The organism is Amycolatopsis sp. NPDC004378, from assembly GCF_053602455.1.
Map to the genome: position 1 here is coordinate 115,645 of NZ_JBSGDR010000004.1, position 23,180 is coordinate 138,824.

At 71.2% G+C, this 23,180-nt stretch carries 23 protein-coding genes; 8 read left to right on the forward strand and 15 right to left on the reverse strand.

The genetic code is table 11. From position 1 onward, the window contains the following. The first annotated feature begins 274 nt into the window (after window positions 1–274). A complete protein-coding gene (locus ACWEN0_RS15470) occupies window positions 275–1,306 on the forward strand; it encodes a sigma-70 family RNA polymerase sigma factor (protein WP_451973498.1) in 1,032 nt (343 codons plus the stop codon). A gap of 722 nt (window positions 1,307–2,028) precedes the next feature. Then, the gene (locus ACWEN0_RS15475) at window positions 2,029–3,684 is read left to right on the forward strand and encodes a fumarate hydratase (protein WP_451973500.1); all 1,656 of its coding nucleotides are present in this window, start codon (window positions 2,029–2,031) and stop codon (window positions 3,682–3,684) included. A gap of 57 nt (window positions 3,685–3,741) precedes the next feature. Here the strand turns inward: ACWEN0_RS15475 and ACWEN0_RS15480 are convergent, their stop codons facing one another. The 13 genes from ACWEN0_RS15480 to ACWEN0_RS15540 all read right to left on the reverse strand — a co-directional run bounded on the left by ACWEN0_RS15480 (window position 3,742) and on the right by ACWEN0_RS15540 (window position 14,394). Next, window positions 3,742–4,401, reverse strand: coding sequence for a hypothetical protein (locus ACWEN0_RS15480; protein ID WP_451973502.1), 660 nt, complete (start codon window positions 4,399–4,401; stop codon window positions 3,742–3,744). 84 nt (window positions 4,402–4,485) lie between these two features. Continuing rightward, window positions 4,486–5,883: an MFS transporter gene (locus ACWEN0_RS15485; protein ID WP_451973503.1), complete on the reverse strand. Its 1,398-nt coding sequence runs from the start codon at window positions 5,881–5,883 to the stop codon at window positions 4,486–4,488. Window positions 5,884–5,950: 67 nt separating this feature from the next. Continuing rightward, on the reverse strand, window positions 5,951–6,388 hold the full coding sequence (locus ACWEN0_RS15490) for an SRPBCC family protein (protein WP_451973505.1): 438 nt from the start codon (window positions 6,386–6,388) through the stop codon (window positions 5,951–5,953). A gap of 23 nt (window positions 6,389–6,411) precedes the next feature. Continuing rightward, window positions 6,412–6,909, reverse strand: a complete 498-nt coding sequence (locus ACWEN0_RS15495) for a hypothetical protein (protein WP_451974289.1) — start codon at window positions 6,907–6,909, stop codon at window positions 6,412–6,414. Between the two features lie 163 nt (window positions 6,910–7,072). Then, window positions 7,073–7,576, reverse strand: a complete 504-nt coding sequence (locus tag ACWEN0_RS15500) for a hypothetical protein (protein ID WP_451973507.1) — start codon at window positions 7,574–7,576, stop codon at window positions 7,073–7,075. Window positions 7,577–7,616: 40 nt separating this feature from the next. Further along, entirely contained in the window at window positions 7,617–8,414 is a 798-nt protein-coding gene (locus ACWEN0_RS15505) for an ABC transporter permease (protein ID WP_451973509.1), read from the reverse strand. After that, window positions 8,392–9,246: a 2-aminoethylphosphonate ABC transporter permease subunit gene (locus ACWEN0_RS15510; protein WP_451973511.1), complete on the reverse strand. Its 855-nt coding sequence runs from the start codon at window positions 9,244–9,246 to the stop codon at window positions 8,392–8,394. Before ACWEN0_RS15510 ends, ACWEN0_RS15505 begins: the two co-directional genes overlap by 23 nt. Continuing rightward, window positions 9,243–10,292: an ABC transporter ATP-binding protein gene (locus ACWEN0_RS15515; protein ID WP_451973513.1), complete on the reverse strand. Its 1,050-nt coding sequence runs from the start codon at window positions 10,290–10,292 to the stop codon at window positions 9,243–9,245. Before ACWEN0_RS15515 ends, ACWEN0_RS15510 begins: the two co-directional genes overlap by 4 nt. After that, the gene (locus ACWEN0_RS15520; RefSeq protein WP_451973514.1) at window positions 10,289–11,296 is read right to left on the reverse strand and encodes a 2-aminoethylphosphonate ABC transporter substrate-binding protein; all 1,008 of its coding nucleotides are present in this window, start codon (window positions 11,294–11,296) and stop codon (window positions 10,289–10,291) included. The genes ACWEN0_RS15515 and ACWEN0_RS15520 overlap by 4 nt, the downstream gene beginning before the upstream one ends. Then, window positions 11,293–11,952, reverse strand: coding sequence for a phosphonatase-like hydrolase (locus tag ACWEN0_RS15525; RefSeq protein ID WP_451973516.1), 660 nt, complete (start codon window positions 11,950–11,952; stop codon window positions 11,293–11,295). The genes ACWEN0_RS15520 and ACWEN0_RS15525 overlap by 4 nt, the downstream gene beginning before the upstream one ends. Beyond that, window positions 11,949–13,067 (reverse strand): TIGR03364 family FAD-dependent oxidoreductase, encoded by a 1,119-nt coding sequence (locus ACWEN0_RS15530; RefSeq protein WP_451973518.1) that lies wholly within the window; start codon window positions 13,065–13,067, stop codon window positions 11,949–11,951. The genes ACWEN0_RS15525 and ACWEN0_RS15530 overlap by 4 nt, the downstream gene beginning before the upstream one ends. 108 nt (window positions 13,068–13,175) lie before the next feature. Beyond that, entirely contained in the window at window positions 13,176–13,556 is a 381-nt protein-coding gene (locus tag ACWEN0_RS15535) for a DoxX family protein (RefSeq protein WP_451973520.1), read from the reverse strand. Between the two features lie 58 nt (window positions 13,557–13,614). Beyond that, window positions 13,615–14,394, reverse strand: coding sequence for a GntR family transcriptional regulator (locus ACWEN0_RS15540; RefSeq protein WP_451973522.1), 780 nt, complete (start codon window positions 14,392–14,394; stop codon window positions 13,615–13,617). 295 nt (window positions 14,395–14,689) lie between these two features. On the opposite strand from ACWEN0_RS15540, the gene ACWEN0_RS15545 reads away from it, so the two are divergent. Next, a complete protein-coding gene (locus tag ACWEN0_RS15545) occupies window positions 14,690–15,496 on the forward strand; it encodes a S1 family peptidase (RefSeq protein ID WP_451973524.1) in 807 nt (268 codons plus the stop codon). A gap of 41 nt (window positions 15,497–15,537) precedes the next feature. On the opposite strand, the gene ACWEN0_RS15550 is transcribed toward ACWEN0_RS15545, so the two are convergent. Both ACWEN0_RS15550 and ACWEN0_RS15555 read right to left on the reverse strand, forming a co-directional pair. Then, complete coding sequence (locus ACWEN0_RS15550) at window positions 15,538–16,638, reverse strand: NAD(P)H-dependent flavin oxidoreductase (protein WP_451973526.1); 1,101 nt, start codon at window positions 16,636–16,638, stop codon at window positions 15,538–15,540. A gap of 13 nt (window positions 16,639–16,651) precedes the next feature. Continuing rightward, window positions 16,652–18,268 (reverse strand): acyl-CoA synthetase, encoded by a 1,617-nt coding sequence (locus ACWEN0_RS15555; protein WP_451973528.1) that lies wholly within the window; start codon window positions 18,266–18,268, stop codon window positions 16,652–16,654. Between the two features lie 62 nt (window positions 18,269–18,330). Here ACWEN0_RS15555 and ACWEN0_RS15560 point away from each other — a divergent pair, with 62 nt between their 5' ends. The 5 genes from ACWEN0_RS15560 to ACWEN0_RS15580 all read left to right on the forward strand — a co-directional run bounded on the left by ACWEN0_RS15560 (window position 18,331) and on the right by ACWEN0_RS15580 (window position 23,162). Beyond that, on the forward strand, window positions 18,331–19,119 hold the full coding sequence (locus tag ACWEN0_RS15560) for a crotonase/enoyl-CoA hydratase family protein (RefSeq protein WP_451973530.1): 789 nt from the start codon (window positions 18,331–18,333) through the stop codon (window positions 19,117–19,119). A gap of 212 nt (window positions 19,120–19,331) precedes the next feature. Next, the gene (locus tag ACWEN0_RS15565) at window positions 19,332–20,309 is read left to right on the forward strand and encodes a Zn-ribbon domain-containing OB-fold protein (RefSeq protein WP_451973532.1); all 978 of its coding nucleotides are present in this window, start codon (window positions 19,332–19,334) and stop codon (window positions 20,307–20,309) included. 7 nt (window positions 20,310–20,316) lie between these two features. Beyond that, window positions 20,317–21,330 (forward strand): thiolase domain-containing protein, encoded by a 1,014-nt coding sequence (locus tag ACWEN0_RS15570; protein WP_451973533.1) that lies wholly within the window; start codon window positions 20,317–20,319, stop codon window positions 21,328–21,330. Beyond that, window positions 21,327–22,490 carry a thiolase domain-containing protein gene (locus ACWEN0_RS15575; RefSeq protein ID WP_451973535.1) on the forward strand — a complete coding sequence of 388 codons (1,164 nt, stop codon included), beginning with the start codon at window positions 21,327–21,329 and terminating at the stop codon, window positions 22,488–22,490. The genes ACWEN0_RS15570 and ACWEN0_RS15575 overlap by 4 nt, the downstream gene beginning before the upstream one ends. 15 nt (window positions 22,491–22,505) lie before the next feature. Continuing rightward, entirely contained in the window at window positions 22,506–23,162 is a 657-nt protein-coding gene (locus tag ACWEN0_RS15580; RefSeq protein WP_451973537.1) for a TetR/AcrR family transcriptional regulator, read from the forward strand. Window positions 23,163–23,180: the final 18 nt, after the last annotated feature.

Genomic DNA, 23,180 nt, shown 5'->3' on the forward strand with positions numbered 1-23,180 from the left:
GTTCACGCCTTGACCCGATTCACATCGGATTCTCAGGTTTCCCGGCCCCCGGAGGTTCTCAGCAAAAGCTCAGCAATGGTCGAGCAACCGGAGCGCCCCGGCAGCCGTCTCCTTTTCAGGCGAGCCGGGAACGTTTTGGAAACCCGGAGCGTTGTGCCAGATGTCCAGCCAAGCCGGCCGGACCGGCGTACCGGGTTCCACAGGCCCCGGTCGCGGGTACGCACCCGGTGGACGAACCGCAGCAGCACGTTCAGCCCGTGACCGGGGAGGCAGAATGTCAGTCCAGACTCTCGAACGCGAGTCGCGCGGGATTCGCGAGCGCATCCCGGCTCAGACGTCCGAGGAGCCGCCCGTGAGCGTGGGGGCGCTCACCGACGCCGACCTCGACGCCCAGAGCCCCGCCGCCGACCTCGTGCGTGTCTACCTCAACGGCATCGGCAAGACGGCCCTGCTGTCCGCGGCCGACGAGGTCGAGCTCGCCAAGCGCATCGAAGCCGGCGTCTTCGCCCAGCACATGCTAGACACCGGGGAGAACCTCACCCCGAAGCGCCGCAAGGAGCTGTCCGCCCTGGTCCGCGACGGCCACGTGGCCAAGAACCACCTGCTGGAGGCCAACCTCCGCCTGGTGGTCTCGCTCGCCAAGCGCTACACCGGCCGGGGGATGCCGCTGCTCGACCTGATCCAGGAGGGGAACCTGGGCCTGATCCGCGCGGTGGAGAAGTTCGACTACTCCAAGGGGTTCAAGTTCTCGACCTACGCGACCTGGTGGATCCGCCAGGCCATCACCCGGGGGATGGCCGACCAGGGCCGCACCATCCGGCTCCCGGTCCACCTGGTGGAACAGGTCAACAAGCTGGCCCGCATCAAGCGCGACCTGCACCAGCAGCTCGGGCGCGACGCGACGCACGAGGAGCTGGCGGCCGAGTCGGGCATCCCGGCCCACAAGATCTCGGACCTGCTCGACCACTCGCGCGACCCGGTAAGCCTCGACATGCCGGTCGGCACGGAGGAGGACGCCCCGCTCGGTGACTTCATCGAGGACTCGGAGGCGACCGACGCCGAGAGCGCCGTGATCTCGGGCCTGCTCCAGGACGACCTGCGCCGCGTCCTCGCGACGCTGGACGACCGCGAGCAGCACGTGATCCGCCTGCGCTACGGCCTCGACGACGGCCAGCCCCGCACGCTCGACCAGATCGGCAAGCACTTCGGGCTCTCCCGCGAGCGCGTCCGCCAGATCGAGCGCGAGGTCATGTCGAAGCTCCGCCAGGGCGAGCGCGCGGACCGTCTCCGCGCCTACGCCAGCTAGCCAGAGACGAAACGAGGGCGGGTGCGCATGGGCGCACCCGCCCTCGTTTTTGCGCGCGCCCGTGTGCGCAGAGCGACGACCTGGGCTTACGCAGAGGTCGAAAATTTTCCACGAAGAAGGCGTTTCACCGCAGCCCGACGCGGGTAGCAACCCCTCGCCAGCACCCGCCCGGCGACGTCGACCCATGACCTGCGTCACGCGGCCCCCAGTGCCGGCGCAGGCCTCGCAACCGGATGTGCACGCATCCGGAAGCTTTCCCCGGGAGGTCGGGTCCGTCGGGGTGGACCCGGCCTCCCGACCAAACTCCGCGACGCACGCCAGGCGGCAGCGACCCACCCGCGCACCCGCCAAGCGGCAGCAACCCACCGCACACCCCGCCAACCGGCAGCAACCCACCGCACACCCCGCCAAGCGGCAGCGCACCACCGCGCACCGCCAAGCCGCAGCGCCCCACCGCGCACCCGCCAAGCCAGCCCTCCCCGCAACCCCGATCCGAAGCCAGAACACGGCCGGCGGTGCCGGGTCAAGGCACGCTTTCCCGCCTTGACGCGGTACCGCCGGCCGTAGTCACAATCAGACTTCGGGGTTGCCGGGACCCACCGGGCCACCGGCCGAACACAGCGCCCACGTGGGGTGGCCCACAGTGACCGGACGCCTCTGCCCGGTACCAGGACAGCGTGCGTAGGGTGGACCGATCCCGGAGCTGGCAAAGGAGCCTGGCAGTGCCGTCCACCACCACGTTTCAGCACACCGAAGTCCTCCCGCTGGGCAAGGACACCACCACCGAGTACCGGCTGGTCACCGCCGAGGGCGTCGAGACCGTCGAAGCCGCCGGGCGGACCTTCCTGAAGATCGAGCCGGAAGCGCTCACCACCCTCGCGCGCACCGCCATCACCGACATCCAGCACCTGTTGCGCACGTCACACCTGCAGCAGCTGCGGGCGATCGTCGACGACCCCGAGGCGTCCGGCAACGACCGGTTCGTCGCCATGGACCTCCTGCGCAACGCCGCCATCTCCGCCGGGGGCGTCCTCCCCATGTGCCAGGACACCGGGACCGCCATCGTCATCGGCAAGCGCGGCGAAGGCGTCCTCACCGGCGGTGACGACGAGCGCGCGCTCTCGCAGGGCATCTTCGACGCCTACCAGCAGCTGAACCTGCGGTACTCGCAGATGGCGCCGGTGAACTTCTGGGACGAGCGCAACACCGGCACCAATCTCCCGGCGCAGATCGAGCTGTACCACAAAGAGGGCGACCCGTCCTACGAGTTCCTGTTCATGGCCAAGGGCGGCGGCAGCGCCAACAAGACGTTCCTCTACCAGGAGACCAAGGCGGTCCTGAACCCGAAGCGGCTCGCCCGGTTCCTCGACGAGAAGCTGCGCAGCCTCGGCACCGCGGCCTGCCCGCCGTACCACCTGGCGATCGTCGTCGGCGGGATGTCGGCCGAGTTCAACCTCAAGGTCGCGAAGCTGGCCTCCGCGCGCTACCTCGACAACCTCCCCGCCGAAGGCTCCGAGCTCGGCCACGCCTTCCGCGACCAGGACCTCGAGCAGCAGGTGCTGGAGATGACCCGGCAGTTCGGCATCGGCGCGCAGTTCGGCGGCAAGTACTTCTGCCACGACGTCCGCGTCATCCGGCTCCCCCGCCACGGCGCGTCCTGCCCGGTCGGCATCGCCGTGAGCTGCTCCGCCGACCGCCAGGCCAAGGCCAAGATCACCGCCGACGGCGTGTTCATCGAGCAGCTCGAGCGCGACCCGGCCCGCTTCCTCCCCGACGTCACCGAGGAGGACCTCTCCGACGACGTCGTGAACGTCGACCTCAACCGGCCGATGGCCGAGATCCGCGCGCAGCTCTCGCAGCTGCCGGTCAAGACCCGGCTTTCGCTCACCGGGCCGCTGGTCGTCGCCCGCGACATCGCGCACGCGAAGATCGCCGAGCGCCTCGACGCCGGCGAGGAGATGCCGGACTACCTGAAGAACCACCCGGTGTACTACGCCGGGCCGGCGAAGACGCCGGAGGGCTACGCGTCCGGCTCGTTCGGGCCGACGACGGCCGGGCGGATGGACTCCTACGTCGAGCAGTTCCAGGCCGCCGGCGGCTCACTCGTCATGCTGGCCAAGGGGAACCGCTCGAAGCAGGTCACCAACGCCTGCCAGGCGCACGGCGGGTTCTACCTCGGCTCGATCGGCGGCCCGGCCGCACGCCTGGCGCAGGACTGCATCAAGAAGGTCGACGTCCTCGAGTACGCCGAACTCGGCATGGAAGCCGTCTGGAAGATCGAGGTCGAGGACTTCCCGGCGTTCATCGTCATCGACGACAAGGGCAACGACTTCTTCGCCAGCACCGGCGACCCGGTCCTGCAGATCAGCTTCCGTTAGCCCGCAAGGGAAGGGGACACCGGCCCGCCACCGGTGTCCCCCACCTTCCCTGCTCCCTCAGCCGACGCGCTCGATCCGTGCCCGCCGGATGAGGAACTTTCCGGGCTCCCGGACCTGTTCGAAGGCCGCGTTGTTGAGCAGCACGCAGCTGCCCGACACCGACGTCACCGCCACCGTGGTGGACTTCGAGTTGTCCAGGTTGGTCACCTTCAGCTTGGTCCCGGCCGGGAACTGGTTGCTCGACGCGGCCGGCGCGCCACCTTCGCCCGAGAGTGTCACGGTCGAACCGTTGCACACGACATCGCCGGTCTGGCCGGCGTTCGCCTGGTTCTGCTGCGCGGGCGCCTGCTGCGCCGGGGCCTGCTGGGCCGGAGCTTGCTGGGCCGGGGCCTGCGCGGCCTGGCCGTTGTTCGCGACGACGTTCGCCGTGCAGCCCGCGACCTGCCGCCGCTGCTGGATCAGGTTGACCACCGCCTGCCGGTTGGCGATCCTCGCGGCCGACTGCGCGTCCGGGTTCGCCTGCTGGCCGGCGATGAAGTTCAGGTTGTTCTGCAGGGCGGTGTCGAGCCCGCCGCAGTTCTCCTTGGGCGCTTCGGCCGCGTTGCCCGCGGGACTGCTCAGCGCGATGGCGGTCGCGGTGATGCCGGAAACACCCAGCAACGCCGCCAGACCGACGGTCGCCTGCTTGCGGTGCCGGCCACTGCTCAACCGGGGCATGTGCCCCTCCTCTCTGATCACCACCTCAACCATGGATACGGCTCGGTAACTGCGGCGGTTCACCGGGATTCGGAGCAGTTTCGACTAGTTCGACCGGGCGTGGTCCGGACCATTCACCCGCTCGGCGGTCGCCAGGGCCCAGCGCGTCGTGGTGGCGAGCCCGAGGAGGAACACCAGGACGCCACAGCCCGCGACGATCACCCACACCGCCTGGCCGGTGCCCGGCGGTGTCCCCGGGGACGCCGCGACGACCGCGCCGATCACCGCCACCCCCAGCGACGTCCCCACCTGGCGGCTGGTCGAGGCGACCGCCGCCGCGAGGCCCGCGCGCTCACGCGGCATCCCGGACACCGCCGCGTTCGTGATCGGCGCGTTGAGCAGGCCGTAACCGACGCCGAAGCACACGTAACCCGTCACCACCAGCGAAAGCGGCGTTTCCGGGCCGATCCCCGCGAGCACGAACCCGGCCGCCGCGATCCCCGCGCCGGCCACCAGCAACGGCAGCCGGGGCCCGCGCGAGCCGACCATGCGGCCCGACAGCGGCGCGCCCACCGCGGTCAGCACGGCCATCGGCAGCGTCAGCAACCCGGCGTGCAGCACGGAAAACCCGCGTGTCTCCTGCAGGTACAACGTGGTGAGGAACAGGAACCCCGACAGCGCCGCGAACCCGGCGACCGCGGTGAGCGTCGCCCCCGAGAACGGCACACTGCGGAAGAACCTCAGTTCCAGCAACGGATCCCGGCGCCGGCGTTCGTAGCGCAGCAGGACCGCCAGCGCCACCGCGGCGATCGCGAAGCAGCCGACCATCACCGGCGCGCCCGAACCGCGGCCTTCGATGATCCCGTACGTCAGCGAAGCGAGCAGGACGATCACCAGCAGCTGCCCCACCGCGTCGGGCCGGCGCGGGTGCGGGGCGCGGGACTCCGGGACGAACAGGGCCGTCAGCACGATCGCGGCCACGCCGACCGGGACGTTGATCCAGAAGATCGAGCGCCAGCCGGCCCAGTCGACGAGCACGCCGCCGAGCACCGGCCCCACGGCCAGGCTCAGGCCGTTCACCCCCGCCCAGACGCCGATCGCGCGGCTGCGCTCGCGGGGCTCGGTGAAGACGTTCGCGACGATCGACAGTGCGACCGGGTTGAGCATCGACCCGCCGATCGCCTGCAGCGCGCGGAACGCGACGAGCAGCCCGACGTTCGGCGCGACCCCGCACAGCAGCGAGCCGAGGCTGAACAGGGCGAGCCCGGTCTGGAACGTCCGGCGCCTGCCGATCCGGTCGGCCGTCGAGCCGGAGAGCATGAGCAGGCTCGCCAGCACGAGCGTGTACGCGTCGATCGTCCACTGCAGACTCGAGACCGACGCGCCGAACTCGTGCCGGATCGACGGCAGGGCGAGGTTCACGATCGTGTTGTCGAGCCCGACGATGAACAGGCTCAGGCAGCAGATGGCCAGGACCACCCGCCGCCGCACCGGCTGCGGCACCGCATCCCCACTATTAGTTGCACGGACAATATTAAGCACTGTACAACTAATTTCGGGTGGCCCCGCGTCAGGCCGGGAACAGCTCCGTGAGCCGTGCCAGGGTCTTCTCGATGCCTTCGGCGTTCTTGCGCGGGAACGGGCTGAGGCTGATGGCCAGCGGGAACTTCGCCGTCGACCAGTCGAAGGTCTCGGTGACCTCGGTGCGGCCGTCGTCGAGGGGCTCGAGGCGCCAGCGCCACCGGTGCCCGTTGAAGTGCCGCCAGGCGATCAGGCGGCCTTCCTCGAACTCGACCACGGTGTTGAGGATCTTGTACGACGCGCCCAGCTTCATGTCCATGCCGAACTTGGCGCCGAGCACGAGCCGGTCCGGGCCGCCCGGCTGGGCGGCCCGGACCGTTCCGGATCCGTCGATGAGCGGGTGCTGGGCCGGATCGGCGAGGAGCCCGAAGATCTTCTCCGGGGTCGTGGCGACGATCGCGGTGCGTGAGACCTGGCGGCTTCCCATCACCCGAGCCTAGGGCAGGGTGATCACTTCGGCGGCGTGGTCTTCAGCACGACCGTGCGCTGGTCCAGCGGCGCGGCCAGCGCGACCGAGATCACCGGGTACCGGATGTCCATGGTGCACATCTGGCCGGTCTGCGCCTTGGTCTCGCTCAGGTTGACGACGACGTGGTCGCCGGCCTGCTCGGCCGCTTCGCCGAGCGCGTGACCGCAGCCGCCCTCCTGGGCGCGGATGTTGAGGACCGTGCCGCCGTTGGCCGTCCACACCTCGTGCGGGTAGTTCTTCGGCAGCGCGGCGGCGTCGATCTTGTCCGGCGGCACCGGGACGCTGCCCTCGGGCACGGTCAGCCGGGGTTTGCCCGGCGGGTTCGCCGACGGCGAGGTCGGCAGCACCGACTCGCTCGGCGGCGCCGACGGGCCGGTGCCCGGTGCCGCGGAGGTTCCCCCGGCGGCAGGTTGGCTGGTGGACATCTCCTGGCCGGCGCAGGCCGTCGCCATCAGCAGGATCGCGCCTGTCCCGGCCACCTTCGCTAAGTACCTCATGTCCCCGAAGACGGAACGCGGGTGCCGCGCGGTTGCACCGAAGATCGATTCGCCCCGCCACTTTTCCGTGAAACGGGCGCGGACGTGGTCTGGGAGGGCGGCCCCGGGCAACCCGGGGACGCCCTCCCAGCGTCGGTGGTGGTCCTCAGCCCTGCCGGAGCACGACCGTCCGCGACCCGAGGGGCGCGGTCAGGGGCAGCGGGATGCTGACGTCCTTGATGTAGTCCGGGCACATCTGGCCCTTCTTCGCCGTCGTCATCGCGACCAGCACGACGACCTGCTGCGCCGTCTGGTCGCCGACGTGGGCCGAGACCTTGCGGCACCCGCCCTCCTCGGCCTGCAGCGTCAGCGTCCTGCCGTCGGTGCTGCGGACCAGGCTGCGCGGGAAGCCCTCCGGCAGCCCGCGCGCGTCGACCTGCGACTCCGCGATGACGTCGTCGCCCGGGGCGATGCCCTGCGTCGGGCGGCCGACCGTCTGCGACGGCGGCGGCGCGGCCGTCGGCGACCCCGGTGATCCCGGCGCCGCCGAGGCCGACGTCGTCGGTGTTCCCGGCCCGGTGCTGCCCGGCGCGGCCGGCGCGCCCGCGGAACCGGCCCCGCAGGCGGTCAGCGTGAGCAGCAGCAGGCCCGTACCCAGCAATGTGCGCATACCTGCAGGACGGAGCGGACGCCCGTCGGGTTGCATCACCTCAGCGATGAGCCGCCCGGCCGCGGACCAGACCGAGCAGAACCACCCCCGCGAGGGTGACCGCGAGCAGCACGACCGTCGCCGCCGAGGCGAGGAACACCTGGCCGCGGTCGGTGAGGGCGAAGATGCCGGCCGGGAGCGTGCGCCAGTCCGGCGGATACAGCATCATCGTCGCGCCCAGCTCGCCCATCGACATCGCCAGCGCGAGGCTCGCCGACGCCGTCATCGCCGGGAGCAGCACCGGCACGCGCACCCGCAGCAGCACCCGCACGGGGGAGGCCCCGAGCGACGCCGCGGCCTGCGCGAGCAGCGGGTCGACGCGGGCCAGCGCCGCCGAGACCGTGCTGTAGGCGAACGGCAGCAGGATCAGCAGGTGCCCGAGCAGCACGATCCAGCGCGTCCCGTTGAACGCCAGCGGCGGCCGGCTGAACGCCACCAGCAGCGCCAGGCCGAGCACCACCGACGGCACCGCGATCGGCAGGTGGAAGAGCGTGTCGGCGAGCTGCCGGACCCGCTTCGGCGCGGTCTCGGCCGCCAGGGCCGCCCACGTGCCGAGCAGGACGGCCGCCGCGCCCGCGACGACGCCGGTCTGGATGCTCACCGAGAGGCTCGCGAACGTCTCCCCCGACAACGCGTCGGTGTAGTGCCCGAGGCCGAAGCCGCCGGGAAGCACGCCGGTCCAGTGCCCGGCGAACGACGCGAGCACGATCATCACGAGCGGGGCCGCGACCACGACGGCGAACGCCACGCCGAACACCAGCCACAGCAGCACCTTGCTACGCCGCGTCCACAGCAGCATCGCGCCCCCTTCCCGACAGGACCCGGTAACTCCCGTACAGCAGCAGCGAAATCGCGACGTCGACCAGGGCGACGACGCTCGCCGCCGGGAAGTCGAACGTGACGATCCCCTTGCCGTAAACCAGCATCGGCAACGTCGTGACGCCCTTGGCGCCGAGGAACAGGACGATGCCGAACTCGTTCAGCGCGAGCAGCAGCGTCAGGCACGCGCCCGACGCGAGCGACGGCAGCGCGGCGGGCAGCACGACCTGCCGCAGCACCCGCCCGGGACGCGCGCCCAGCGACGCGGCGACGTCCAGGTGCACGCCGGGGACCTGCCCGAACGCCGCGAGCGCCGGCCGCATCACGAACGGCGTGTAGAACGTGATCTCGGCCAGCAGCACGCCCCACGGCGAGTACAGGAACTCGCCGGCGCCGAACACGCCCGCGTTGCCGTAGAGGAACGTGAAGGCCAGCGCGATGAGGAACGACGGGAACGCGAGCACGGTGTCGACCAGCCGGGACAGCGTCCGCGCGCCCGGGAACGGGACGAACGCGATGACCAGGGCGAGGAACGTGCCGAGCAGCACGCAGCCGGCGGTGGCGCCCAGCGCGAGCAGCACCGTCTGCCCGGCCGCGTCGCGGAACTCCGCCGAGCCGAGCACCTCGGCCCAGACGCCCAGGCCGAACCCGGCGTCCGTGGTCAGGGACTGCCCGGCCACCAGCACCAGCGGATACCCGAAGAACACCACGACGACCACCAGCGGCGGCAGCAGCCAGACCACGCCTCGTGAGGGAGAAACGGTGTCAGAACGCCGTTTCTCCCCCACGACCGTCACCGGGACAGCGGTCATGGCGCGACTCCGACCAGGGGGCAGCCGTCCGGGATCGACACGCCCACCGACGCGCCGACGGCGAAGGCGTCGGGCACCTCGGCCCGGATCGTGGCGCCGCCGGTCAGTTCCAGGTCCAGGCGGTAGCCGGTGCCGCGCCACTGCACCGCGCGCACCAGCGCCGGGAGCGCGTCGCCGCCGGGTTCGCCGACGCCGACGCGGTGCGGGCGCACCCCGAGCGCGACCGGCCCGGTGCCGAGCGCGCCGGTCGGTTCGGCGGTCAGCACGCGGTCGCCGAGCCGGACCTTGGCGGGCCGGCCCTCGCTGACCAGGTCGACCGGGATGAGGTTGGCCGCGCCGAGGAAGCTCGCGGTGAATTCGGTGGCCGGGCGCCGGTAGAGCTGCTCGCACGGTCCGGTTTCGACCAGCCGCGCGTCGCGCATGACGGCGATCCGGTCGGCCAGCGCCAGGGCCTCGCCCTGGTCGTGGGTGACGTAGACGAGCGTGGTGTCCGGCAGCTCGGCCCGCAGCCGCAGCAGTTCGGCGATCATGTCCTCGCGCAGGGCGGCGTCCAAAGCGGACAGTGGCTCGTCGAGCAGCAGCACGTCGGGTCGGATCGCCAGCGCCCGGGCGAGCGCGACGCGCTGCTGCTGCCCGCCCGACAGCTCCCGCGGGAACCGGCGGGCGTAGCCGCCCATGCCGACGAGGTCGAGGACCTCGGCGACCCGCCGGGTGACCTCGCCGCGCGGGGCACGCCGGGCCTTGAGCCCGAACGCGACGTTGGCGTCGACGCGCAGGTGCGGGAACAGCGCGTAGCTCTGCACGACGACACCGAGCCCGCGCCGGTGCGGTGGCAGGTCGGTGACGTCCTCGCCGTTGAGGAACACCCGCCCGGCGCCCGGCCGGACGAACCCGGCGAGCGCCTTGAGCGCCGTCGACTTCCCGGAGCCGGACGGCCCGAGCACCGCCAGGGTCTCGCCGCGGGCGACCGTCAGGTCGAGGGAGTCCAGCGCCGTCGTGCGTCCGAAGTGGACGGACACGCCGCGGAACTCGACGGCCGGGGTCACCGGCCGACGGCCTTCTTGTACGCGGCCAGGTCGGCGTCCAGCTTGCCGAGCACGGCGGTCCAGTCCGGGGTCCAGATGTCGACGCCCTGCAGCGCGGCCTTGATCTTGCCGGCGTTCGCGCCGGTGGCGGTGATGTCGGAGCGGGCCGGGATGCCGAACGCGTCGGCCGTCTTGGCCTGGACCTCGGGCGAGAACAGGAAGTCGAGGAGCTTCTTGCCCTCGTCCGGGTGCGGCGCGTTCGTCACGAGCCCGGCGTAGTACGGCAGCGCGAAGGTCGACCGCTTGCCCTGGGCGTCGGCCGGGAAGAAGACGTCGAAGCCGCCGCTCTTGGCGATCTCGGCGAGGTTCATCTGGACGTCGCCGTTGGCCACCAGCAGCTCACCCTTGGCGACCTTGGGCTGCAGCTTCCCGGTGGACGACGACGGCCCGGCGTTGTTGGCCTCCAGCTTGCCGAGGTAGTCGAGCGCGCCCTGCTCGCCGAGGACGTGCTGCAGTTGCAGGAGCACGGCGGTTCCGTCGCCGGCCTCGCCGGGCGTCGAGTACTGGACCTTGCCTTTGAGCTTCGGGTCGAGCAGGTCGTCCCAGGTCTTCGGCGTGGCCTGCGGGTTGTGGATGAAGCTGAGGTAGTTGTTCATCATCGCGTAGAAGCGGCCCTGCGGGTCCTTGTCCGCCACCTTGTCCGCACCCTGCGGGGTGGACGGCTGGAGCAGGCCGGCGACGCGCTGGATGAACGGCGGCAGCGTGACGAGGACGTCGGCCTTCGTGTTGGCCTTCTCCTTCTCGACGCGCGAGGCGACCTCACCGGAGCCGGCCGTGACGGCCTCGACGGTGATGCCGGTCTGCTGCTTGAACTCGGCGAACCTAGCGGTGTACCAGTCTTCCAGTCCGTCCACTGTGTACACGGTGACGGTCTTGCCGCCGGCGGTCGCGGCGCCGGTGCCGCCGCAGGCGGACAGCAGGACGGTCAGCGCCGTCGCGAGCACGACGGCCAGGGTCTTCTTCATTTCGCTCCTTCGAGCAGGCTGGGGAGGTCACGCACGGAGTCGAGGATGTGGGTGGCTTCGAGGAGGTCTTCGCGGCGGCCCGCGCCGGTGAGGACGCCCGCGACGACGGACGCGCCGGCGCGGCGGCCGCACCGGACGTCGGACGCGGTGTCGCCGACGACGGCGACCTGCCGCACGTCGGTGACTTCGAGCCGCAGCGCGGCGGTGAGGACGAGGTCGGGGAAGGGACGGCCGCGCACGCCGTCGCCGGGCGCGAGTGCCAGGTCGGCGAGGTCGCGCCAGCCGAGGGCGTCGAGGATGGCCTGCTGGGTGACGGGCGCGAAGCCGGTGGTGAAGGCGACCTTGACGCCGTTTGCGCGCAGGCCGCGGATGACGTCCTCGGCACCGGGGACCGGCCTGCTCTCCGCCACCAGGTTCCCGTAGGCGGCTTCGAACGCGGAATTGGCTTGCTGCGCCTCGGTTTCGTCGCGCATGAGGGCGCGGAAGACGGTGATCTTCGACTGGCCCATGGTGTCGACGACGTACTTCAGCATCTCGGCGTGCTGCTCGTCAGGCACGCCGAGGGTTTCGATGGCATCGGTGAAGGCCTTCACGACGAGGCCGTCGTCGGCGACGGTCGTGCCGGCCATGTCCAGGACGACGAGTTCGGGGGTCACAGGCCCAGCTCCTCGGCGGTGTCTTCGGCGATGGCGGGGGAACAGGTCATGCCCCGGCCACCCGGCCCGGTGACCAGGTAGGCGTGGTCGGCGACGCGGGCGCGGTGCACGATCCGGCCGGGGTCGACCGTCTGCGCGTACACCCCGGCCCAGCGGCGGCGGATGCGCGGCAGCGGCCGGCCGAGCAGCGCACCGGCGACGGTTTCGAGGTGCTCGTAGGGGTCTTCGGTGACGTCGAAGCCGAACGGCTCGTCGTACTCGTGGGTGTCGCCGATGGTGAGCGAGCCGTCGAGGCGCTGCACGAGCAGGAGCTGCATGCGGTTCGCCCGGGCGACTTCGGCCTGGGGTTGCCGGGCTTCGAGGCTGTCGAGGGCTTCGCCGCGGTAGGCCGGGTAGTAGCGGAAGCTGTCGCCGTCGGCGACGCTGGTGGTGAGCGGCTCGCCGAGGGGCTCGGTCTGGGCCATCTGCAGCCGGACGCGCCGGACGGGCGTTTCGCCCGCGAGTTCGCGGACGAGCCCGCCGAGCCAGGCGCCGGTGCAGAAGAGGACGACGTCGCCGTCGTGCCGCTCACCGCGGTCGTCGACGACGCCGGTGCCGGTCAGGTGCCGGACTTCCCGGCCCGGCAGCCAGGTGTACCGGCCGGACCTGGCGAGTTCGGCGCGGAGGGCGGGCTGGGCGGTGCGGGGTTCGACGGCGCCGTCGCGCTCGCACCACAGCGCGGCTTCGAAGTCGCCGCGAAGGGCCGGGTTGAGCGCCCTCGCTTCGGCGGCGTCGAGGAGCTTGTAACCACGCTCGGCGGCTTCGGCACCTTCCGCCACTTCGCGCGCGACGGCGAGTTCGGCTTCGGTCCGGACGACGATCAGCGAGCCGTTGGCGCGGAACCCGAGAGCCGGGACGCGCTCGCCGATCCGTTCCCACAGGAGCCGCGCCCGCTGGGCCGTCTCGAGCTCGACGCCGGACGCGCGGCCGCCGACCCAGACCAGCCCGAAGTTCCGCACGGACGCTCCGCGCGCTTCGGGCTCGCGTTCGAGCTGGACGACTTCGTGACCGCGTTCGACGGCCTGCCAGGCGTGCGCCGTGCCGAGCACGCCGCCGCCCACGATGAGGATTCGCACGCCGCACACGCTCTCCGGAGCGCGTGCACGGCCGCTGGCCCCTCGGCGAACGCCAGGTGAAGGGGCACCGAATATTGGACCGGACGAGTTACCGTTCCGTTACCTCGATCAGAGCCTTCCGACGGCGACGAAGACGCAGACCGCGAAGATCAGCGCGTTCACCCCCACGTTGCGCCACTCGGCCGGCCTCTCCTCCACCACGGCCAGCCGGCCGTGCATCGCCATCGCGCCCACCATCACCACGGCCAGTCCGACGGCCGCCCAGCCGGTGAGCACCGGGGCCACGCCCAGCAAGACCGGAAGGATCAGCCCCACCACGGCGACCAGTTCGCAGATCGCCGTGAACCGGACCACCGGCAGCGGGTACGCCGCCGCCCCGGTCTGGCCCGTTTCGAGCATCCGCTGCCGGGACATCGTCGACTTCAGCGCGCCCGACAGGGCGAAGATCGCGGCCAGCAGCACTTGGCCGGCCCACAACGCGGCGTTCATGACGTCCTCCCTTTTCGGTGGTGCGGGAGGAACGAAACCGCCGGGGAGAACGTGACAGTCAGTCGGCCGGGCGCCCGAGCCGGGTCACGAAGCTGAGGCGGTCGCCGCGGTACAGCGACCGGACCCGCTCGAACGGCGCGCCGTCCGGGCCCCAGGAGATCCGGTGCATCAGCAGCATCGGCAGGGCCGGGTTGGTGCCGATCAGCAGGGCCTCGCGCGGGGTGGCCAGCACCGTCTCGACGCGCTCCTCGGCGCCGTCGAAGACCACGCCGAGCTTCTCGCTCAGGCAGGCGTACAGCGACTGCTCCGGGTTGAACACTTCGAGCAGCGTCGGGAACCGCTCGGCCAGGAGATATGTCGACTCCAGGCCGACGCGCTCCTCGTCGGCCAGCAGCACCCGCTCGATGTGGATGACCTCGGCGTCCGAGGTGACCTGGAGGTCGGCGGCCAGGGCACTGCCGGCCAGGCGCCGCTCCAGCGTGATCACGTTCCGGCCCGGCCGGATGCCCTGGCGGCGCAGCCCCTCGGTGTAGCTCACCAGCGCCAGCGGCTGGACGAGCTTCGGGCCCGCGACGTACGTGCCGCTCCCCTGGCGCCGGCTGAGCTTGCCCTCGAGCACCAGCTCCGCGACCGCCTGCCGCACGGTCGCCCGCGACACCTCGAAGCGCTCGCACAGTTCCCGCTCGGTGGGCAGCACCGCTCCTTCGCCGAGTTCCGCGATCACCGCCAGCAGTTCGACCTTCACCGCGTAGTAGCGCGGGACGCGGCCGTGCTCGGGAATCCCGTCGAGGACGGGACCGTCGGCGGACAGGCGGGAATGGCGTGAAGGGGCGGGCACGCACCCGACCCTATTGGTTTCCGGATGCCCGGTGGTTCGCTGTGGCGCGTAACACGGCCGTCACGCAGAGGATCACCCGGATGCGCTCTGCGTCCCCGGCGGACGTGTGTTCACGTCCGGGAAACCCCAGGTGAACGCCGGGTGGCGGCCGTAATCGGTTCCGGTGGTCGGAAATCACCCAACCGCCCGAAACATCCGAAGAAAGTCGGTTGTCCCGGTATGTGAGCACCTGGTGTAGTCAAGGGGCCACTCTCGAGTTCGGCCTCCACTGTGGACACTGGAAGGACTGATCCCCTTGGCTCCCAAGCGCTGGTTCACCCTGCTCAGAAACGCCACCACCGCACTGGCCGCGGTCGCCGCGGCCGCGGCGCTGGCCACCCCGGCGATCGCAACCGCCGCCCAGCCGCCGTCCACCGACGTCGTCGGCGGGACCCGGGCCGCCCAGGGCGAATTCCCGTTCATGGTGCGGTTGTCCATGGGCTGCGGCGGCGCGCTCTACACCAAGCAGATCGTCCTCACCGCCGCGCACTGCGTCAGCCGGACGGGGGCGAACACCTCGATCACGGCCACGATCGGCGTGGTCGACCTCAACAGCACCAGCGCGCAGAAGATCAAGTCGACCTACGTCTACCAGTCCCCCACCTACGGCACCTCGACCGGCGGCGACTGGGCGCTGATCAAGCTGGCCAGCCCGGTGAGCGGCCAGGCGACGCTGCCGATCGCGACGACGGCGACATACAACACCGGCACGTTCACCGTGGCCGGCTGGGGCGCGGCCCGCGAAGGCGGCGCGCAGCAGCGGTACCTGCTCAAGGCGACGGTCCCGTTCGTCGACGACGCCACCTGCCAGGCCCAGGGCGGCAGCTACCCCGACCTGATCCCGAGCGCCGAGATCTGCGCGGGCAACCTCGCCTCCGGCGGCGTCGACACCTGCCAGGGCGACTCCGGCGGCCCGATGTTCCGCCGCGACAACGCCGGCGCGTGGATCCAGGTCGGCATCGTCAGCTGGGGTGACGGCTGCGCCCGCGCGCACGCCCCCGGCGTCTACACCGAGGTGAGCACGTTCGCGTCGAAGATCGCCGCGGCCGCCTCCGGTCTTTAGCCGCTTCCACGCCGAGGGGGCCCGCCGCGGCGGGCCCCCTCTCAGCGCGTCTTGTCCAAACGGGACAGTGCTTCTTCGTAGCCGTGCACCAGGTCCGCGACGACGTCGGCGACCGGGCGCACCTCGTTCATCCGCCCGACGATCTGGCCGACCGGCATCGACACCACGCTCGGGTCGTTGGCCGCGTGGATCCGGTTGTGGGCGTGGGAAACCAGCAGGTTCTGCAGCGGCATCGGCAACGGCTCGGGCGCGTCGGCCGCGGCCCACGCCTCCGTCCAGCGCGTCTTGAGCAGCCGGGCCGGCTTGCCGGTGTAGATCCGCGTCCGGACGGTGTCCGACGACGTCGCCGCGACGAGCGCCTGCTGCATCGCCACCGACTCGGCCATCGTCTGCAGGTACTCCCGCGTGGCCAGCCACATCGAGCCCATCCAGACGCCGGACGCGCCGAGCGCCAGCGCCGCGGCCATCTGCCGCCCGGAGCCGATCCCGCCGGCGGCGAGCACCGGCACGTCGACGGCGTCGACGATCTCCGGCACCAGCACCATCGACGCGATCTCGCCGGTGTGCCCGCCGGCTTCGTAGCCCTGCGCGACCACGAAGTCGACGCCGTTTTCGACGTGCCGGACCGCGTGCTCGGCCTTCCCGGCGAGCGCCGCGACCGGGACGCCCCGGTCGTGACACTGGCCGATCACGTCGGGCGGCGGCGAGCCGAGCGCGTTGGCGATCAGCTTGATCGGGTGGTTGAGCGCGACCTCGACGTGCGACCGGGCGACCGAGTGCAGCCAGCCGAGCACGCCCGCGCGCTCGTCGGTGTCGTCCGGCAGCGGCGGCACCGACAGCTCCTTCAGGACGCGGTCGACGAACTCGCGGTGGCCGTCCGGGATCATCTTGGCCAGGTCGACCTGGGTGCCCTCGGCGGGCACCTTCGCCGGCATCACGATGTCGACGCCGTACGGCTTGCCGCCGGTGTTCTCGTCCATCCAGGTGAGCACCCGGTCGAGCTCCGCGGCGTCGTTGAACCGGACGCAGCCGAGCACGCCGAGCCCGCCGGCGCGGCTGAGCGCCGCGGCGACGTGCTCCGAGGGCGTGAACCCGATGATCGGCAGGTCGATGCCGAGCCGGTCGCACAGGGATGTCCGCACTGGTGGTGTCCTCCTAGACGGGCTGGGCCGTGGCGGGCTCGTGGTCGGCGGCGTAGCGCTGGGCCCACGGGTAGTCGGGCTTGCCGCTGGGCGAGCGGCCGATCTCGTCGGCCAGCCAGACGGTGCGCGGCACCTTGTACCCGGCGATCTCGCCCCGGACGTGCTCCTCGAGCGCGGCGAGATCGAGCGCGGCGCCTTCGCGCAACTGGACGACGGCGGCGACGCGCTGGCCGAGCCGGTCGTCCGGGACGCCGATGACGAGCGCGTCGAAGACGTCGGGGTGCGACTTCAGCGCGCCCTCGACCTCCTCCGGGTAGACCTTCTCGCCGCCGGTGTTGACGCACTGGGAGCCGCGGCCGAGCAGCGTGACCGTGCCGTCCTCTTCGTAGCGGGCGTAGTCGCCCGGGACGACGTACCGGACGCCGTCGACCTCGACGAAGATCGTCTTGCTCTTCTCGGGGTCGCCGTAGTAGCCGAGCGGGACGTGCCCGCGTCGCCCGATGAGCCCGACCGCGCCGGGCTTCTGCTCGACGAGGTTGCCGTCGTCGTCGAGCAGGATGGCGTCCTTGCCGAAGTTCACCCGCGGGCCGGCGCTGTGGTCGGAGCCCTTCGCCACCATGCCGATGCCGGTGAAGCCGCTTTCCGACGAGCCGATCGCGTCCGTGATCACGGCGTTCGGCACGAGCTCGACGAACTCCTGCTTCACCGACTGCGAGAACAGCGCGGCGTGGCTCGACACCGCCACGACCGACGAAGCGTCGTAATCGCCCTCGCGGAACGCCTCGATCAGCGGCCGCGCCATCGCGTCGCCGACGATCGTGAGGACCTGGACCTTGTGCTCCTGCACGGCCTTCCAGATCTCGTGGGCGTCGAAGCGCGGCACGAACACCACCGGGCTGCCGGTGAACAGCGCCCCGAACGCGGCCCACTGCGCGGCGCCGTGGATGAGAGGCGCGGCGGGCAGGCGCGTCAGGCTGCCGGACTTGCCCTGCTCGGCGAGCGTCCATTCGTCCGGGACGTACTCGCCGGTGACGAAGTTGATGCCGCCGCCGAGCGCGCGCCAGATGTCCTCGTGGCGCCAGAGGACGCCCTTCGGGTAGCCGGTGGTGCCGCCGGTGTAGAGGATGTAGAGGTCGTCGTTGCTGCGCTCTTCGAAGTCGCGTTCGGGGCTCTGGGCCTCGAGGGCGGTTTCGTAGTCGACGCCGCCGTAGCTCGAGAAGTCGCCGTCGCTCTCGTCGTCGATCACGACAACGTGTTTCAGTTTCGGCGACTCCGGCAGGGCGGCTTTCACCTTGTCGGCGTAGCTTCTCTCGTGCACCAGCGCGACGAGGTCCGCGTCGTTGAAGAGGTAGACGAGCTCCCCGTGCACGTAGCGGTAGTTGACGTTGACGGCGATCGCGCGCAGCTTGTACGCCGCGATCATCGCCTCCAGGGCCTCGATCGAGTTGCGGGAATAGACCCCGATGTGGGACCCGCGTCCCACGCCGTGCGCGGCGAGGTGGTGGGCGAGCCGGTTGGCCCGCGCCTCCAGTTCGGCGAAGGTGACTCGCCGGTCGCCGCACACGACCGCGACGCGCTCCGGCACGGCGTCGACGGCGTGCTCCAGAAGATCCGCGATGTTGAGTGCCACGCCCTCAAAGTAGAACATGTTATCGTTCTGGGCAATGGCACTGCTGCTTCAGGAGGACTGACGTGGGTGAACCGCACGCGCTGGTTTCGCAGGAGGGGCAGACCCTCGTCGTCACGATGAACCGGCCCGAGGCCCGCAACGCGATCACCGGCGAGATGATGTCGATCATGGTCTCGGCGTGGGACCGGGTGGACTCGGACGACTCGATCCGCAGCTGCGTCCTCACCGGGGCCGGCGGCGCGTTCTGCGCGGGCGCGGACCTGAAGTCGATGTCGCGGAACTCGCCGTCGGCGGCCTTCGACGCCGGGAAGTTCGACCCTTCGCACATCCCGGGACTGCTGAAGGGACGTCGCCTGACGAAGCCGTTGATCGCGGCGGTCGAGGGCCCGGCGATCGCGGGCGGGACGGAGATCCTGCAGGGCACGGACATCCGGGTGGCGGGCACGTCGGCCCGCTTCGGCGTGTCGGAGGCCCGGTGGGGATTGTTCCCGATGGGCGGTTCGGCCGTACGGCTGCCGCGTCAGATCCCGTACACGATCGCGGCGGACATCCTGCTCACCGGCCGTCACCTCTCGGCCGACGAAGCCCTGGCCATCGGCCTGATCGGCCACGTCGTCCCGGACGGCCAGGCCCTCTCCCGCGCGCTCGAGCTGGCCGAGCTGGTGAACGCGAACGGCCCGGTCGCCGTCCGCGCCATCCTCCGCACGATCCGCGACACCGAAGGCCTCCACGAGGAGGAAGCCTTCAAGCTGGACTCGCAGTACGGCATCGAAGTCTTCGCCTCGGAAGACGCGAAGGAAGGCCCCCGCGCGTTCAGCGAGAAGCGCAAGCCGGAGTTCCGCGGCCGCTGACCGGCATCACGCGTGACCCGAGAGGCATCACGCGTGACTGGAGGGGCATCACGTGTGACTGGCGGGGCATTAGGGCGATGCCCCGCCAATCACGCGTGATGCCCGCCCAATCACGCGTGATGCCCCTTTGCGCACGATCAAATTTAGAACGTGTTTCAGGGGGCCGAGGCTGGATCTTGCCGCCAGAACGAGAACATGTTTCACTCAAGGGCGTGACCGAGACACCACTGGCGGCACCGCTCAACGTCGGCTTCGACTACACGCGCTCCACCGGGCCCGTTCTGGGGCGGTTCGTGAACGCGCTGCGGGAGCACCGCATCGAAGGCATCCGCGGCAGTGACGGGCGGGTGCACGTCCCGCCGGTCGAGTACGACCCCGTGACCGCCGAACAGCTCAGCGAGTTCGTGCCGGTGGCCGACGAGGGCACGGTCGTCTCGTGGTCGTGGTGCCCGGAGCCGCTCGACGGCCAGCCGTTGAACCGGCCCTTCGCCTGGGCGCTGGTCAAGCTCGACGGCGCCGACACCGCCATGCTGCACGCCGTCGACGCCGGCCGTCCCGACAAGATCCACAGTGGACAGCGGGTCCGCGTGAAGTGGGCCGACGAGGCCGTCGGGCACATCCGCGACATCGCCTACTTCCTCCCCGCCGACGCCGGGGACACCACGCCGACCGAGCCCGCTCCCCCGGTCGCCGAGCGCGAAGAGGGTGCTCCGGTCAGCGTCGTCATCACGCCCGTGCACCTGAAGTACATGCACTCCGCCTCCCCCGAGGAGAGCCGCTACCTGCGCGGGCTCGCCGAAGGCAAGCTCATCGGCCAGCGGTGCCCGAAGTGCGAGAAGGTCTACATCCCGCCGCGCGGCGCGTGCCCGACCGACGGCGTTCCCACGACCGACGAGGTCGAACTCCCCGACACCGGGATCGTGACGACGTTCTGCATCGTCAACGTCCCGTTCCTCGGCCAGCGCCTCAAGCCGCCGTACGTGGCCGCGTACATCCTGCTCGACGGCGCCGACATCGCCTTCCTCCACCTCGTCCTCGGCTGCGACGCCCAGGACGTCAAGATGGGCATGCGCGTGCGCGCCGCCTGGAAACCCCGCGACGAGTGGTGGACGTCGCTGGAGAACATCAGCCACTTCGAGCCGACCGGCGAGCCGGACGCGGCCTACGAAACCTTCGCCCACCACCTGTGAGGTCCTGATGCCAGACGTCGCCATCGCGGGCTTCGCCAAGGCGCCCAACGTCCGGGAGACCGAGGGCACCACCAACGGCGTGGAGATGCTCGTCCCGATCTTCGCCGAAGTCTTCGAAAAGACCGGTCTGTCCAAACAGGACATCGGCTTCTGGTGCTCCGGCTCGTCGGACTACCTCGCCGGGCGCGCGTTCTCCTTCATCGCCGCCGTCGACGCGATCGGCGCGTTCCCGCCGATCCACGAGTCGCACGTCGAGATGGACGCCGCCTGGGCGCTCTACGAGGCCTGGCTGAAGATCAAGATGGGCGAGGTCGAGACCGCGCTCGTCTACGGCTTCGGCAAGTCCAGCGCCGGCCAGCTGCGCCGGGTGCTCGCCCTGCAACTCGACCCGTACGTCGTCACGCCGCTGTGGCCCGACTCGGTGTCGATCGCCGGGATCCAGGCACGCATGGGGCTCGAAGCCGGGCTCTGGTCCGAAAAGGACCTGGCCGAGGTGGCCGCGCGCGGCACCGGCCAGGACGTCGCCGAACTCCTCGACGCGCCGTACTACGCGGACCCACTGCGCCGGCACGACATCGCGCCGATCACCGACGGCGCCGCGGTCATCGTCCTGTCCACTGTGGAACGCGCGAAGGACATCGTGGACCACCCGGCGGTGATCGGCGGCATCGAGCACCGCGTCGACTCCCCCGTGCTCGGCGCCCGCGACCTGACCCGCAGCCCGTCCACCGAAATCGCCGCGCGGTCCCTCGACCTCGACGGCGCCGACCTCGCCGAGCTGCACGCGCCGTTCACGCACCAGGAGCTGATCCTGCGCACGGCCCTGAAGCTCGACGACGACGTCAAGATCAACCCGTCGGGCGGTGCGCTGGCCGCGAACCCGATGTTCTCCGCCGGTCTCGCCCGCATCGGCGAAGCGGCGGCCCGGATCCACAGCGGCGAATCCCGCAAGGCCGTGGCGCACGCGACGAGCGGCCCGGCCCTGCAACAGAACCTGGTGACCGTGCTGGAGGCCCGATGACCAAGCAGCTCACCGCCGTGCTCGGCACCGGCCAGACGCACCACCGCGCCAAGCGGCAGGACGTCTCGATGCCGGGCCTGCTGCGCGAGGCGATCGACCGCGCGATGGCCGACGCCCAGGTCGGCTGGGCCGACATCGACGCCGTCGTGCTCGGCAAGGCGCCGGACCTGTTCGAGGGCGTGATGATGCCCGAGCTGTTCCTCGCCGACTCCTTGGGCGCGAACGGGAAGCCGTTGCTGCGCGTGCACACCGCCGGTTCGGTCGGCGGCTCGACGGCGCTGGTCGCCGCGTCGTTGATCCAGTCCGGCGTGCACCGCCGCGTGCTCACCGTGGCCTACGAAAAGCAGTCCGAGTCGAACGCGATGTGGGGCCTGTCGATCCTGCCGCCGTTCCAGATGCCGGTCGGCGCGGGCGCCGGCGGCTATTTCGCGCCGCACGTGCGTTCCTACATCCGCCGCTCGGGCGCGCCCGAGCACGTCGGCGCGATCGTCGCGGCGAAGGACCGCCGCAACGGCGCCCTGAACCCGTTCGCGCACCTGCAGCAGGCCGACATCACCGTCGAGTCGGTGCAGAAGTCGCAGATGCTGTGGGACCCGATCCGCTACGACGAGACGTGCCCGTCGTCCGACGGCGCGTGCGCGATGGTGCTCGGCGACGAGGCCGCCGGGGACGCCGTCGAGGGCGGCGCCGCCTGGATCCACGCGACGGCCATGCGCACCGAGCCGACGACGTTCGCGGGCCGCGACCAGGTCAACCCGCAGGCCGGGCGCGACGCCGCGGCCGCGCTGTGGGCCGAGGCCGGGATCGAGGACCCGTTGTCCGAAGTGGACGTCGCCGAGATCTACGTGCCGTTCTCGTGGTTCGAGCCGATGTGGCTGGAGAACCTGGGCTTCGCGCCCGAAGGCGAAGGCTGGAAGGTCACCGAAGCCGGTGAGACGGCGATCGGCGGGCAGCTGCCGGTCAACCCGTCCGGCGGGGTGCTCTCGTCCAACCCGATCGGCGCGTCCGGCATGCTCCGCTTCTCCGAAGCGGCGAAGCAGGTCATGGGCCGCGCCGGGGACTACCAGGTCGACGGCGCGCGGATCGCGGTCGGGCACGCCTACGGCGGCGGGTCGCAGTACTTCTCGATGTGGGTGGTCGGCGCGCACAAGCCGCGTTGATACGCTCGACCCACCATGCCGAGACTCGCCGACCACGAGCAGCGCCGCCGCCAGATCGCCGAAGCGGTCTGGCGGATCGCGAGCGCGCGCGGGCTGGAAGACGTCTCGCTGCGCAAGGTCGCGGCCGAGGCGGGCGTGTCGCTGCGGCTCGTCCAGTACTACTTCGGCACGCGTGACGACCTGCTGCTCGGCGCGCTCGAGATCCTCAACGCCGACGCCGGGGAGAGCATCCGCACGGGCCTCGGCCCGGAGGAGGACGCGACCCCGCGGGAGATCCTGCGCGCGATGCTCGTCGGGATGCTGCCGGTGGACGACGAGCGCCGCACGCGCTACCTCGTGCACCTGGCCTACTTCGTCCGGTCCCTTTCGGACGCCGGGCTGGCGTCGGCGTTCAAGGCCGCGCCGCCGGAGCTGGAACGCCTGACCGCGGACCTGCTGGCCTGGGGCCGCGAACGCGGCGAAGTCCCCCACGACCTCGAGCTGATGCCGGAGGCCGAGCTGCTGCTCTCGAGCGTCGACGGCCTGCAGACGAGCATCATCCTGGGCCAGCGCACGCCGGAGGCTGCGATCGCCCTCATCGACCACCAGCTGGACCGGCTGTTCCCCAGCCGGCCGGAAGCAGGCGGACACGAGCCGCAAGCGATCAGCGCAAGCCGCCCCTTTCCGCCGTGACTGCCGCCGGAGGGGGAA